Origin of the sequence: Oerskovia enterophila, from assembly GCF_044748475.1 — a bacterium.
In the GTDB taxonomy this organism is placed as follows: Bacteria; Actinomycetota; Actinomycetes; order Actinomycetales; family Cellulomonadaceae; genus Oerskovia; species Oerskovia enterophila.
In genome coordinates this window covers 395,769-408,516 of sequence record NZ_JBIVFZ010000002.1, presented here as the reverse complement: position 1 = coordinate 408,516, position 12,748 = coordinate 395,769, and the positions used below count along the sequence as shown (strand labels likewise).

The 12,748-nt window shown below is 73.1% G+C and carries 10 protein-coding genes; 2 read left to right on the top strand and 8 right to left on the bottom strand.

What is annotated here, in order from left to right; genetic code table 11:
* Positions 1-91: 91 nt before the first annotated feature.
* From ACIPWA_RS06435 to ACIPWA_RS06410, 6 genes are all read right to left on the bottom strand, one after another.
* Positions 92-316, bottom strand: a complete 225-nt coding sequence (locus ACIPWA_RS06435) for a hypothetical protein (protein WP_400288900.1) — start codon at positions 314-316, stop codon at positions 92-94.
* The gene (locus tag ACIPWA_RS06430) at positions 313-1,464 is read right to left on the bottom strand and encodes a GNAT family N-acetyltransferase (RefSeq protein ID WP_400288898.1); all 1,152 of its coding nucleotides are present in this window, start codon (positions 1,462-1,464) and stop codon (positions 313-315) included. Before ACIPWA_RS06430 ends, ACIPWA_RS06435 begins: the two co-directional genes overlap by 4 nt.
* Positions 1,461-2,648, bottom strand: coding sequence for a glycosyltransferase family 4 protein (locus ACIPWA_RS06425; protein WP_400288897.1), 1,188 nt, complete (start codon positions 2,646-2,648; stop codon positions 1,461-1,463). The genes ACIPWA_RS06430 and ACIPWA_RS06425 overlap by 4 nt, the downstream gene beginning before the upstream one ends.
* A gap of 20 nt (positions 2,649-2,668) precedes the next feature.
* Positions 2,669-3,487 carry an ABC transporter permease gene (locus ACIPWA_RS06420; RefSeq protein WP_056764177.1) on the bottom strand — a complete coding sequence of 273 codons (819 nt, stop codon included), beginning with the start codon at positions 3,485-3,487 and terminating at the stop codon, positions 2,669-2,671.
* A gap of 2 nt (positions 3,488-3,489) precedes the next feature.
* Complete coding sequence (locus ACIPWA_RS06415; protein WP_400288894.1) at positions 3,490-4,698, bottom strand: ABC transporter ATP-binding protein; 1,209 nt, start codon at positions 4,696-4,698, stop codon at positions 3,490-3,492.
* Between the two features lie 119 nt (positions 4,699-4,817).
* Positions 4,818-5,948: a glycosyltransferase family 4 protein gene (locus ACIPWA_RS06410; protein ID WP_400288892.1), complete on the bottom strand. Its 1,131-nt coding sequence runs from the start codon at positions 5,946-5,948 to the stop codon at positions 4,818-4,820.
* Positions 5,949-6,054: 106 nt separating this feature from the next.
* Between ACIPWA_RS06410 and ACIPWA_RS06405 the strand changes: the two genes are divergently transcribed.
* Positions 6,055-9,432 carry a hypothetical protein gene (locus ACIPWA_RS06405; RefSeq protein WP_400288890.1) on the top strand — a complete coding sequence of 1,126 codons (3,378 nt, stop codon included), beginning with the start codon at positions 6,055-6,057 and terminating at the stop codon, positions 9,430-9,432.
* A 6-nt stretch (positions 9,433-9,438) separates the two neighbouring features.
* On the opposite strand, the gene ACIPWA_RS06400 is transcribed toward ACIPWA_RS06405, so the two are convergent.
* Complete coding sequence (locus tag ACIPWA_RS06400; RefSeq protein WP_068624328.1) at positions 9,439-10,542, bottom strand: glycosyltransferase family 4 protein; 1,104 nt, start codon at positions 10,540-10,542, stop codon at positions 9,439-9,441.
* A gap of 84 nt (positions 10,543-10,626) precedes the next feature.
* On the opposite strand from ACIPWA_RS06400, the gene ACIPWA_RS06395 reads away from it, so the two are divergent.
* Positions 10,627-11,844 (top strand): glycosyltransferase family 4 protein, encoded by a 1,218-nt coding sequence (locus tag ACIPWA_RS06395; protein ID WP_400288887.1) that lies wholly within the window; start codon positions 10,627-10,629, stop codon positions 11,842-11,844.
* Between the two features lie 32 nt (positions 11,845-11,876).
* Here the strand turns inward: ACIPWA_RS06395 and ACIPWA_RS06390 are convergent, their stop codons facing one another.
* Positions 11,877-12,572: a phosphatase PAP2 family protein gene (locus tag ACIPWA_RS06390; RefSeq protein WP_400288885.1), complete on the bottom strand. Its 696-nt coding sequence runs from the start codon at positions 12,570-12,572 to the stop codon at positions 11,877-11,879.
* Positions 12,573-12,748 lie beyond the last annotated feature (176 nt).

The window sequence follows — 12,748 nt, the reverse complement described above, 5'->3', positions numbered from 1 at the left end:
CACGGCGGAGCGAGCCCTTGCGGGCTGCACGGGGGAGTGGCGGGGGCGAGAGAAGATCCTCGATCGACCCGGGGAGGGAGGAGAGGAGGTGTCAGCGAACCGTCGGGAAGCCCGACGGCGGGCCCTCACCGGGGTGCTCGAAGGCGAGCTCTGGCCCGAGGTAGGTGGTGCGTCGAAGGAACTCGGGATCGGCCGGTGCGGGGTCGGACGACGCATCGGTCCAGGCCCTGCCGGTGTGTCCCAGCGTCGCGGCCAGGATCCCGCGGTCGTTCCATGCCATGGTCGGGCGCCCTTCACGGGAGGTCGTTCCGATCATGACGCGTTCTCCGGCGTCTCGCGAGGCGTGCCCACGACGCGAGCACGCAGCCGGCGCAATGTCGGCACCGAGCGCACCAGGAAGCGCGGGAGGAGGCCGCGGGTCGCGAGCACGACCCCGACCAGCGTCCGCCGGTCCCGGTACAGACCGCTCGGACCGACGTTCTTGGGGTGCAGGCACGGGTCGAAACGGTCCGCGGTCGTCCTTCCCAGGACGAACTCCTGCTCCATGACCCGACCGATCACCCCGGGGCTGAACTTCGCGAACCGTTCGTCGTAGGTGTCCATCAGGGAGTAGAGAGACCCGCCCGCGCCCAGGAGCAAGGACATGTACACGACGTCCTCTCCTGCCGTCAGCGTCAGCAGGCGGAGGTTCTTGCGTTCGCGGAGCCCGTCCGTGACGTCGGTGAACCACTCGACGGCGCCCGGGGTCACCTCGAGGGCGCCACCGTCCTGGTCGACGTCCCCCTTCCAGCCGGCGGCCTCCAGCGCGACGAAGGTCTCGAACGCGTGCGGGTCGTCCCCGCGGTCCTCCATGACGAGAGAGGATCCCGTCGCCTCCTCGAGGCGACGGGTCAGACGCTCGACCTGCTTGCGCTTGGAGCGGCTCAGGGCGTCCCGTGGGGCGGGCGCATCGCTCGCACGGTCGAGGAAGGCCCGTTCGAACCGGGATCGCTCGAGCATCGGGACCCCGGCGCGTCGGCACGCGTCGTGGAGAGCCTCGTGGAGCGCGCCGCTCCCCGGGAGGAGCGTGAGCTCGACGAGCGGAGGGACGCCGTTGCGCCGGTCCGCGAGGAAGCCGAGCAGCCCGTCGAGCGCGACGGTCGCGTGTTCCGTGTCGACCAGCGGTGCGCACAGCGGCGCGTCGTCCTTGAGGAACGCACCTGCGGTGGTCGCGTACCGCAGGGGCGTCCCGTGGAAGCGGTCCTCGCGGCTGAGGGGGAGCAGGGCGATCATGCGGTCGTCCCGCTCGACGACGAGGAGCAGGATGCCCGCGGTGCGGGTGAGCCACCGGGACGCGGAGAGCAGGTAGGCGGGGGACAGGAAGGGGTTGGGCTCGAGCGCACGGTCGACCAGGTCGGCCCACCGTCCGGCCTCGGCCGGGGTGACGTCGCTGAGCCGCACGAGGCGGGAGGTCACGGGGCTCATGCGCTCGCCCCGGGTGTCCGTGCGCGAGCGCTCCCGAGCACCGCGTCCAGCCGGGTGCGAGCCCGGGACCAGTCCATGTCGTGGGCGCGCGCGGCCCCGGCACTCTTGGACCGCGCGAGCAACGAGTCGTCGTCCGCGAGGGCGGCCAGCGCCTGCGAGAGCGCGCGGACGTCGTCGGGCGCGACGAGGAGGCCCGCGGGTCCGACGGCCTCGGGGATGCCTCCGATGTCCGAGGCGACGACCGCAGCACCCGCGGCCATCCCCTCGAGCGCGGTGAGCGCGAAGGGCTCTGCCCAGCGCGACGGGACGACGACGACGTCGGCGGTCTGCAGGACCTCGCGGGCCTCGGCGCGCGGGAGGAAGCCCGTGAACGTCACGGGGCCGACCGCGCCGGACGCACGGCGTCGCAGGTCCTTCTCGTGGGGCGTCAGGGGGGCCGCGGCGTCGAAGCCCGCGGAGCCGACGACCGTGAGCCGCACGTCGTCGCGCGCGAGGGCACGGACCGCGTCCACGAGGACGTCGGCGCCCTTGTCGGGGATCGTGCGGCCGACGAAGACCACGTGCAGGCGATCGCCCCGAGGTCGTGGCCGGACCGGAGGGGGAGCGGGGGCGTCGACCCCGTTGTGCACGACGACGACACGGTCCTGGAGCGAGCGTGGGAGCAACGACGTCGTCTCGTCGGCCAGGAACTCGCTGACGCAGACGATGCGGTAGACCTGGCCGAGCGCGCGTGCCAGCTCGCGGTGCCCGTAGGAGCGCAGGAGCTGGTTGTGCGCGTACAGGACCGGGACGTGCCGCGACGCGTCGACGAGCGGGACGAGCTGGGGGGCGTTGTGCGCCAGGACGAACGACGGAGCCCAGGACGCCTGGTCCTGGACGGTGGCCGCGAACGCGCGGCGGGCGCCGAACCGGGGGAGGCCCACGCGCGACGACGCGGCGTCCAGGTAGCGGTCCGCGCGCCGCGCCGAGACCTGGGGGTACTCGACGACGTCCACGCCGGGATAGCGGTCCGGGTACGTCCCACGGGCCACGACGACCGACGACGGCGCGGACCCTGCGGACGCGCCGCGGACCAGGCCGTCCACGACCGTGGGTACAGCGCTGCCGGTCCTCGGGGAGTAGTGGTCGCCCGGCGTGATGACGTGGACGTACGGCCGGTCGACCGCGTCCGTGGATCGCTGCATCGAGATCCCTCCTGGCGGGCTCAGATCACGTCGGCGAAGCCACGCTCGAGCTTCTGGAAGATCAGCGCGCCGCCCGTGAAGGCGAGCCCCGACACCACGACCAGGGCGACGACCTGCCACGCCTCGGGGGCCGCCTGCCCGAGCAGCGACCAGCGGAAGCCTTCGAGCAGCCACGTGAGCGGGTTGATGTTGAAGATCCACAGCAGGTTCGCCGGGACGGCCTCCAACGAGTACGCGACGGGGGTCGCGTACATGAGGATCTGGACGACCCAGGGCAGGGCGTACCCGACGTCGCGGTACTTGACCATGACGGCCGAGCTCGCGACCCCGATCGCGGCGCCCAGCAGCACGGCCAGCAGCGTCCAGAACGGCAGGAGCAGGATGGGCCAGCCGGGGTTGATCCCGTAGACGAACAGCAGGATCACGAACAGCCCGAACGCGACGGCGTAGTCCACGAGGACCGCGAGGATCGTCGAGAGCGGCACGAGCATGCGCGGGAAGAAGACCTTCGACACGAGCGACTGGTTCGCCACGAGCGAGGACGACGAGCGGCTCGCGACGCCGCTGAACACGTTCCACGCGAGCTGGCCCGCGAAGGCGAAGATGAAGTACGGGACGCCGTTGCTCGGCAGGTCTGCGACCTGACCGAACACGATCGCGAAGATCCCGGCCGCGGCGAGCGGCTGCAGGATGACCCAGGCGACGCCGATCACGGTCTGCCGGTAGCGCAGCAGGACGTCGCGCCGACCGAAGCTGATGAGGACCTCGCGGGCCTCCCACAGCTCCTTGACCGACGGCAGGTCCCACCGCCCGGGCGGGGTGATCACGGTCTTGCTCATCGTCACCACCTCTCGTACTGGAAGTCGGCCAGGACCATGCCGTGGGTCAGCGCCTCGTCGGACGTGACCTCGGGGTACGGCGGGTTGGGCAGGACCTCGAAGGCCCCCGCGCCCTCCCAGGCGTCGAGGATGCCGGTCTTGCACACGTACAGGTCGTACGTGTACTTGCCCGGCTTGAGCCACAGGTCCTTGATGGTCAGTGCGCCGCGCTGCGGGACGGTCGGGTCGAGCCACAGGCCGACGAGGCGCGAGTCGCACTGGACGACGATGTTGCCGTTCATGTCGTTGACGTGGCACGAGACGAAGTAGCTGCCGACGAGGTCCGGGTTGGCGTTCACCGCGAACTCGATGACCTTGTCCTCGGTGGGCTCCATGGTCTCCTCGGCGATCGACGCCTCGGTGAAGCGGAGCTCGCCGGTGCCGGCACGTCGGGACGCGTCCTGCTGGGCGACGTGGAAGCTCGTGAAGCTGTTGCGGTACTCCGCGAGGGCGTCCTCGACGTTGCCCGCGTAGGTGAGCTTGCCCTGGTCGAGGTAGATCGCCCGGGTGCACAACGCGGAGACCGTCTGCGCCTGGTGGCTCACGTACAGCACCGTGCGACCGTCGCGCGCGACGTCGCGCATCTTGGCGAGCGACTTGGCCTGGAACTCGGCGTCGCCGACCGCGAGGACCTCGTCGATCGCGAGGATCTCGGTCTCGAGGTGCGCGGCGACCGCGAACGCGAGGCGCACGTACATGCCCGACGAGTAGCGCTTGACCGGGGTCTCGAGGAACTTCTCGACCCCCGAGAAGTCCACGATCTCGTCGAACCGGCGCTGGATCTCCTTGCGCCGCATGCCGAGCAGCGTGCCGTTGAGGTAGACGTTCTCCCGTCCCGTGAGCTCGGGGTGGAAGCCGGTGCCGACCTCGAGCAGGCTGCCCACCCGGCCGCCCAGCTCGATGCGGCCCGCCGACGGTGCGGTGATCCGGGTCAGGACCTTGAGGAGCGTGCTCTTGCCCGCACCGTTGCGCCCGATGATGCCCAGGGCCTCGCCCCACGGAACCTCGAAGCTGACGTCCTTGAGCGCCTCGAAGTCCTCGAACTCGGGCTTGTGCAGCGGGTGCTTGACCCGGTTGATGACAGCCTCGGCAGCGGTCGTCGGCCGGAAGCCGCTCTTCGCGATGCGGTAGGACTTGCCCAGGCCCTTCACGGCAACAGCGGGATCCGCCACGGTGTCCCCTTCGGCATGGTGTCCGCGCGATGCGGATCGTGTGGTGGTCGGAGGAGTCTCGACCGGTGAGAACCGGGCCTTCTACGACACGGGCACACTATCAGCGGGCGGACGCCGGATCAGGCCCTGGAGCGGGTGGAATTCTCGGACAGCCAGGCGACGATCGGCGCGGTCGTGCGTTCCCACGGCAGCTGGTCCATCGCCCAGCGGTAGGTCCGCCGACCCTCGTCGTCGGCGAGCGCGGGGTCCGGACCCAGCCGCTCGACGAGCCAGGCGACCCACTCGTCGGTGTCGTTCGTGACGCGCGCCGGGGAGCCCGGGTGCGCGCTCGCACCGTCGGTCGTGGCGATCACGGGGCGCCCTGTCGCGAGGGCCTCGCCGAACTTGACCGGGGCGCCGACCCCCGCGCGCACGGGGACTCCGACCACGCGCGAGACCGCAGTGAGGTCGGTCAGCGCGGGGACGCGACCGAGCCCGCGGAAGCCCTCGATCTCGGCGAACCGCGCGGGGGTGCCGCTCCCCGCGACGTGCCACTCGGCGTCGGGCACGGCCTCGCGGACACGGGGCCACACGTCCTTGGCGAACCACGCGATCCCGGCGGTGTTCGGGGTCCAGGACCAGTTGCCGAACATCCCGACGACGGGTCCCGGCACAGCGGCGGGGGGTGGCGACCACTCGGACTCGTCGATCCCGTGCGGCGCGACGATCCGCCGCGCGGTCCCACCGTCCGGCAGGCGGTCGAGCTCGGCGGGGGAGCACACCGAGACGGCCGACGCATCACGCAGGACGCGGTCCTCGATCCGGCGGAACGTGGCGGCCTCACGCGTCCTGCCGTACCGGGACAGCCAGGGGCTCATGACGTTGTGGACGTCGACGAGGACGGGGACGCCGAGCCGGCGCCCGGCCCCGCGCAGCAGCGCCCAGGACTCGAGGTGGGCCACGATCACGTGGTCGTACCGGCCCGAGCGCGCACGACGGCGCGCCAGGAAGTAGCGGGTCGGGTGGGGGAGGCGCTTGTGGAGGAACGGCGCGAAGCGCTCGACGGTCGTGATCTCCCGCAGGGTCGTGTCGTCCTGGTCCCCGGCGAGGGTCAGGACGTGGACCGACCATCCCGCGCGGACCAGGGCACGGATCTGGAAGTACTGGCGTCGTTGGCCGCCCTGACCATCGCGGTCGGGGGTCTCGTTGCTCAGCCACAGGACCGATCCGCCTGAGGGCGCACGGGCGACGTCGGGCAGGTCCGTGTCCATGCGGTCAGCGTAGGGGATGGTCCGGGCGGTCGACCCTGCGCCCGAGGGGGTGAAATGTGCCCCCCGGGGCCTCTGGGGCGACAGGGACCCGACGTACGATCGACCCTTGGCCCACCTTTCCGGGCCCGACGGGAGCACCGACGTGACCGACCCGCCAGAGCCGAGCGAGCGCCCCACCCCCTGGTACCGACGACGCCGGTCCTGGGTGGTCGGCGTCGCGGGGACGGTCGTGGTCGCCACGGCGGCCGTGCTGGTCGTCCGCGCGGTCGGCGACGGAGCAGCCGCGGACCCCGGGACGTCCGGTCCGCCCATGCCCACGGTCGTCAGCGCGAGCGAGCCGGGGGCGGCCCCGGTGTGCGGGTTCCCGGTGGTCGACAAGATCACGCACGACGGGGTCGACCCGGCCGAGCTCGGTGGGCGCCGGGACGTCGTCGACGACGTCGCGACCCTGACGGACGGCACCGTCCTCTCGATGCGGGTCCGCGACGGGCTCGCCTACGTCCTCGAGTGGGACCGGTCGAGCGCCTACCGCGTGACCCGCTACGACGTGACGACAGGTGAGGCGAAGGGCACGACGGACTTCGAGCTGCAGCTCGACGAGGGCAACGAGGCGTTCAGCCCCGAGCAGTTCGAGGTCGACGCCGACGGCGGGATCTACTTCCTCGACACGCTCATGCAGCGCCGCGACCTGGTCCGCTTCGAGCCCGACGGCACCCGGTCCTGGACGACGCACCTGCCCGAGGGTGACCAGACCGAGGGTGGGGTCCTCGACCTGTACGGCATGGCGATGTGGGACGACCTCGACGGCCGGCCCGTGATCGGCGTGCACGAGACCGAGCAGACCCTGCACCTCGTAGGGACCGACGGGAAGATCGTCGGCACCCGGGACGACTTCCCGGGCCAGGTGCTGGGGCAGCTCCCGGACGGCGGGCTGGTGCTCGAGTCGTCGGGGAAGTCGGACGCGGGGGCCACGGACGACCTGACGGTCCTCGACCAGGACGGGGCCGAGGAGCTGCATCTCGGGGCGACCGCGAACGGCAAGTGGGCGTTCGCCAAGCCCTCGCAGCACTGGTTCGACGCCGTGGTCGGCGTCGCACCGGCCCCCGACGGCGACGGTCTCGTGGTGATCGAGGACGGCCTCGGGTTCGAGCACGTGGGCGCGGACGGCGTCCGCCGCGGCGTGTGGCCCGACGCGCGCGCCGACCTCGACGCGGACTTCACGCTTCTCGACGGCTCGCCCCTCGTGCTCGACGACGGCACGTACTACGCGCTCACGACGAGCGAGGGGGCCGTCGCGCTCACCGCTGTCACGGCCGACCGCATGGCCTACCAGCTCGGTGCGCCGGTGAAGTACAACGCGATCAATGACGGCTTCCTCTCGGTCATGGGGGCGGGGGCCGGGCTCGTGACCGACGAGGTCTACAACTACTTCCCGCCGGGCGAGGAGCCCGCGGTCCGCCTGAGCCTCGACGACTCGTGGGGGCGCTGGAGCGACACGTACGAGCTGCGCTTCCAGGTGCGGGGAGACCCGCGGGTGTTCGACCCGGTCGTGGGCGACGAGCAGGTCGTCGACATCCCGACCGACGGCGGGGACGTGCCCGTGACGCTGCCCGCCACGCGGCCCGGGGTCTACGAGGTCGACGCGGCGCTGGTCGACCGCGAGAGCGGCGACCCGGTCTCGGGGACGTGCCTGCGCTACACGGTCGGGGCCCCCGGCGCCCCGCTCGACCTCGCCGGGCTGGCCGACGGCGCCGACTGGGGCGGGGCTTCCGTCCTGCGCGGGGTGCAGCTCGCCGACCAGCTCGGTGTGGGCAGCTTCCGCTGGCAGCTCGACTTCGGCGCGATCGTGCCCGACCCGACCGGCACCCCGAGCGCCGACGGGCTCGTCTGGGACTCGCTCCCGAGCGCAGGCGTGCCCGAGCCCGAGGAAGGGGCCGAGGCCGACCCGTTCGCCGAGCTCGCGGCTGCTGCGGCGCTCGCGGAGGCCACCGGCGTCACGCTGACGCTGCAGCTCGGGTCCGGCGGCGAGGCCGAGCGGGCGGCGGTCGACGCGGGCACCTGGGAGGGTTGGTCGCGCGAGATCGTCGCGGCGATCACGCAGGAAGCACCGGAGATCGTGGCCTGGCAGCCGTGGAACGAGCCCAACAACACGGGCTTCGACGACGGCGCGCAGTACGAGGAGCAGATCGGCGCGCCGTTCGCGGCCGGGGCGCGCGCCGCGTTCCCGGGCATCCGGATCGTCGGCGGCAACACCCTGGGCATCGTGCCCGACTGGTGGGCCGCGCTCGTCGAGGCCGGCGGGTGCGCCTCGATGGACGTCGTCGGGATCCACCCCTACACGGGCCTCAACCGCTCGTGGGAGGAGCAGGGCTTCTCGCAGCCGGGCGACGACCTGGACGCGCTGCGCGAGGCCGTGGCCCCGTGCGGGGACCTGCCCGTCTGGGACACCGAGTCCGGCTGGTGGTCCGACGGCGTCGCGAACTTCTGGGCGGGCGGCTCGGACGTCGCACGCAAGCTGCTCTGGTACGGGTCCGAGGGGATCGACGAGTGGACGTACTTCTTCTCCGAGGGTGGCTTCGGGGAGTCGGGCAACTCGTGGTCGCTCGTCCAGTACGGCAGCTACGTCAAGCCGTCCGGGGCGGCGTTCGCCGCGACCTCGGCGCTGCTCGCCCCCTACGGGTCGCCCACGTTCGTCGAGACGGGCGCGCCCGGCACGTTCGCGGCCTCGGCCGTGGGACCGACGGGCGAGCAGCTGCTCGCGGTCTGGGGCGACGACCTGTCGACCACGCTGCGCGTCACGGCCGACGGCGGCCCGGGCACGCTGCGGATGGTCGACCAGTACGGGGCCGAGACGAGGATCGAGGTCGGCCCGGACGGTGCCGACCTCCCGGTCACGGGAGCGCCCGTCTTCCTCGTCGGTGCGCCGGGCCAGGCACTCGCGGTCGAGGCCACCCAGCCGTTCGGCCCGGACCTCCTGGCCGGCCGGCCCGTGACGGCCACCTCGACCCACGAGGAGGCCGACGCCCAGGTCGTGACCTCGGGGACGTTCGACGTCCGCGACCCGTGGAGATCCGGGCGCCTCGCGGACGACGTCGTCGACGAGAACCCCTCGGTGACCGTGACGACCGACGGGCCGCAGACGATCGACCGGATCGGCGTCGCCACGGCAGGGATCCGGTGCTGCAGCATGGGGCTGCGGGACTACACCGTCTCGGTCCAGCTGCCCGACGGCACGTGGCAGGACGTCGTCGAGCAGGAGGACCAGTTCTCCGACCGGGTCGCGGTGTTCGAGATCGACCCGGTCGAGGTCACCGCGGTGCGCGTCTCGGTGCCCATGACGACCGAGCGGGGCGTGCCCGTGCTCGCGGCGAACTACTCGGGCGTGGTGGGCGGGCTGCACCCGTCGTTCCTGCCGCTCGCCACCGAGAGCGCGTACGTCGCGACCGTGAGCGCGCTCCAGGCCTGGGGGCCCGGGGGAGCCTGACCCGCGTCAGCGCGCGGCCACGCTCCGCCACACGGCCGCGTGCTGCGCCGCGCTGCGCTCCCACGTGAAGTCGGCCGAGCGGACCCGGCCGCGCTCGACCATGGCCGCGACCTCAGGGTCGTCCGAGAGCACGAACAGGGTCGCCTGGGCGATCTCGTCGGGCGTCGGGTCCACGAGCAGGCCCCCGTCGCCCACGACCTCGGGCAGCGAGCTCGTGCGGGCCGCGACCACGGGCACCCCCGCGGCCATGCCCTCGAGCGCGGGCAGACCGAAGCCCTCGTAGTGCGAGGGGACCACGACGACGGCGGCGCCCGCGACCAGGCCGGGCATGACGTCGTCGGGCAGGCGACCCACGAGGCGTGTGCCCGCCAGCGCACCGAAGAGCGCGTCGCGCCGCGCGTTGCGCGGGCCGCTCATGACGAGCGTCAGGTCCGGGCGCGCGCTGTGGATCAAGGGCCATGCCGCGGCGAGGCTCTCGAGGTTCTTGCGCCGCGAGGCGCCCCCCGCGTGCAGCACGTACGGACCGGTGATGCCCAGGGCCTCGAGCGCCGCCGCGTCGAGCGGCGGGGTACGGAAGTAGCGCTCGTCGACCCCGTTGTAGGCGACGTGCGGACGCTCGACGCCGAGCAGCTCGGCGATCTCGTCGGCGCTGAACTCGGAGACGGTGACGACGGCCGCTGCGCGCCGGGCCTCCTCGGCGGCCGCACGCACAGGCCGGGACTCGTCGTCGAACCGCCAGGACACGACGTCCTGGATGGTCACGACGTCGCGCGTCGGGTGCGGGGGCAGCTCGAGCCCGACGCGGTGCACGACGGCGCCGCGCGGGTAGACGACCCGGCCTGCGGCCCTGCGGAGCGCGGGCGAGGCGGTACCGAGGCGGGAGAGGGGGAGGCGGAGCGTGCCCGGCAGGGGCGAGCGCAGCGAGCGGGCGACGGTGCGCTTCACGGTCCAGTCCCCGGCCCGTGCGGGAGCCTGCGACGCGGTGGGTGAAACCGTGTCCCCGGGGGGTGCGGAGAGGGCTCGGGCCGCCCGGGTGGCGACCTCCTCCTGATAAACTTGCGCGCCCATGGGCACCTCAACCGCGACGGTCGCGATCACCAGCTGCGGCATGCGGGGAGTCCGTTCTCTCGCAGGTCGGGAAGTGGCCCACTCTAGCGGCGCGCGGCGCCCCGACCACGGTCTCCAGGGGGCGAAATGAGTCCCCGGACCGCGCTCGTCACGAGCTCCTACGCGCCCCGCACGGGCGGGGTCGAGACCCACGTCCAGCACGTCGCGCGCGTCCTCGTCGCGCGCGGGGAGACGGTCGAGGTGTGGGCCGTCGACCAGGGTGAGCACCTCGGGACCCGCGTGCTCGACGGCGTCACGGTCCGCTACCTGCCGACCCCCCAGCCCTCGCGCGGCGCTCGCGGCGTGCTGTCCTTCGCGGTCCGCTGGCCCGCGGCCGCGTGGCGATGGTTCGGCGCGTACCGCTCGCTGCGCCCCGACGTCCTGCACGTGCAGTGCTTCGGTCCCAACGGCGTCTACGCCACGGCCCTGGGGCGCGTCACCCGCACGCCGCTCGTCGTCAGCTCGCACGGCGAGACGTTCGCCGACGACCATGACGCGCTCGGCACGTCGTGGTGGATGCGCACCTGGTTCGGCGCGGCCCTCGCCCGCGCGGACGCCGTGACGGGCTGCTCGACGATCGTCACCGAGGACCTGGCCGAGCGGTTCGGGTACGCGGGGGCCGTCGTCGTGCCGAACGGCGTGGAGCTCGGTGGGGGTCCGGCAGCGGCAGCCCAGGCCGGTGGCGCGGGTCCCGCGGGCCCGGCCGACACCGGGCCGGTCGCCGGCGACGCGGCGGAACCCGTGCTGCTCGCGGTCGGCCGCGTCGAGCACGTCAAGGGCTTCGACCTGCTGCTCGAGGCGTTCGCGTCGTCGGGACTCGCCGAGCGGGCCCGGCTCACGATCGTGGGCGACGGGTCGGAGCTCGCGGAGCTGCGGCGTCGCGCGCGGACTCTCGGGGTCGAGGACCGCGTGTCCTTCCCCGGGATGCTGGGACCGGACGCCGTCGCCGATGCGCTCGCGGCGGCCACGGTCGTGGTGGTGCCGAGCCGCAAGGAGGCCGCGTCGATCGTGGTGCTCGAGGCCTGGCGGGCAGGGCGACCCGTGGTCGGCACGGTGCTCGGAGGCCCCCGCACTCTCCTCACCGACGGCGTCGACGGTCTGCTCGTCGACCCCCGGGACGCCACGGCGCTCGCGGGCGCGATCGGGTCGCTGCTCGACGCGCCCGACGTCGCGGCCGCGCTCGGCGCCGCGGGCCGCCGCGAGGTCGAGGGCTACACCTGGGAGGCCGTCGTGGACCGGTACGACGACGTCTACGCGCGCGTCATGAGATCCCGGTCCGCCCGGCGAGCCCGTGCGCCGAGGTAGAACCTCCTGCGCGAGGTAGAGCTCAGCGGGTACTACCTCGACGCAGGAGGTTCTACCTCGCGGGCGATACCCCGGTCGGCCGGCGCGTCCGACGGCAGCGTGCGGCGCTGCGTGAGCGCGAGCACCAGGCACGTGACCGCCCCCACGAGCACGAGAGACGCGACGACGTCGCTCGGGCGGTGCGCGTGCTCGAGCAACGAGGCGACGCACGCCACGAGGCTCACGACCACGGCCCACGCCACGAGAGCCCCCGAGCGGCGCGGCCAGAGGAACACGACCGCGACGCACAGCGCGGCCGTCACCGCGACGTGCCCCGAGGGCAGCGTGTTCTGGGGATAGGCCAGGTCGGCGAGGTCCGGCCGGTCGAGTACCACGTCGCGGAGCCAGCGAGCGAGCGGGACCGTGACGGCCACGACGGCCACGGCACGCACCACGTCCTTCCACCGACGGGCCCGCAGCGCGAGCACCCCGAGGACCGCGCACACGACCCCGAGCGCGACGGGCAGGGCCGGTCGCAGGACCTGCGCGAACGACCCGAGGAACGGGTTGAGCTGCTGCCACGAGACGAACGCGCCGTTGTCGATCTGCTGCCCTGAGAGCGTGCGGACGGTCACGACGTACGTCGCGGCGAACACGGCCCCGAGCGCCACGGCTGCTGCGAGCAGGAGCGGGACGCGGGCCGACCGCCCTGGGCGGGCGTCGACGTCGTGCAGCTCGTCCGTGGTCACGGCAGGCCTTCCTGGGAGTGCGTCGGGCGGCACCTGGGTGCACCTGGGCGGACGAGTGGACGACGACGGCGCGGCATGGGGAATCCGGCCGGGTGAAATCAGTGCTCCCACTGTGGCCCCGGCGTCGTTCGGTGTCTACCGTCGTACTGCAGATGCCCCGGGCACCGATCTCGCGA

Coding starts and splice junctions, on each gene's coding strand:
- ACIPWA_RS06400 (WP_068624328.1), bottom strand. CDS start 10,542: ATGCCGCAGCTGGTGATCGCGACCGTCGCGGTTGAGGTGCCCATGGGC.
- ACIPWA_RS06410 (WP_400288892.1), bottom strand. CDS start 5,948: ATGGACACGGACCTGCCCGACGTCGCCCGTGCGCCCTCAGGCGGATCG.
- ACIPWA_RS06435 (WP_400288900.1), bottom strand. CDS start 316: ATGATCGGAACGACCTCCCGTGAAGGGCGCCCGACCATGGCATGGAAC.
- ACIPWA_RS06420 (WP_056764177.1), bottom strand. CDS start 3,487: ATGAGCAAGACCGTGATCACCCCGCCCGGGCGGTGGGACCTGCCGTCG.
- ACIPWA_RS06395 (WP_400288887.1), top strand. CDS start 10,627: ATGAGTCCCCGGACCGCGCTCGTCACGAGCTCCTACGCGCCCCGCACG.
- ACIPWA_RS06425 (WP_400288897.1), bottom strand. CDS start 2,648: ATGCAGCGATCCACGGACGCGGTCGACCGGCCGTACGTCCACGTCATC.
- ACIPWA_RS06430 (WP_400288898.1), bottom strand. CDS start 1,464: ATGAGCCCCGTGACCTCCCGCCTCGTGCGGCTCAGCGACGTCACCCCG.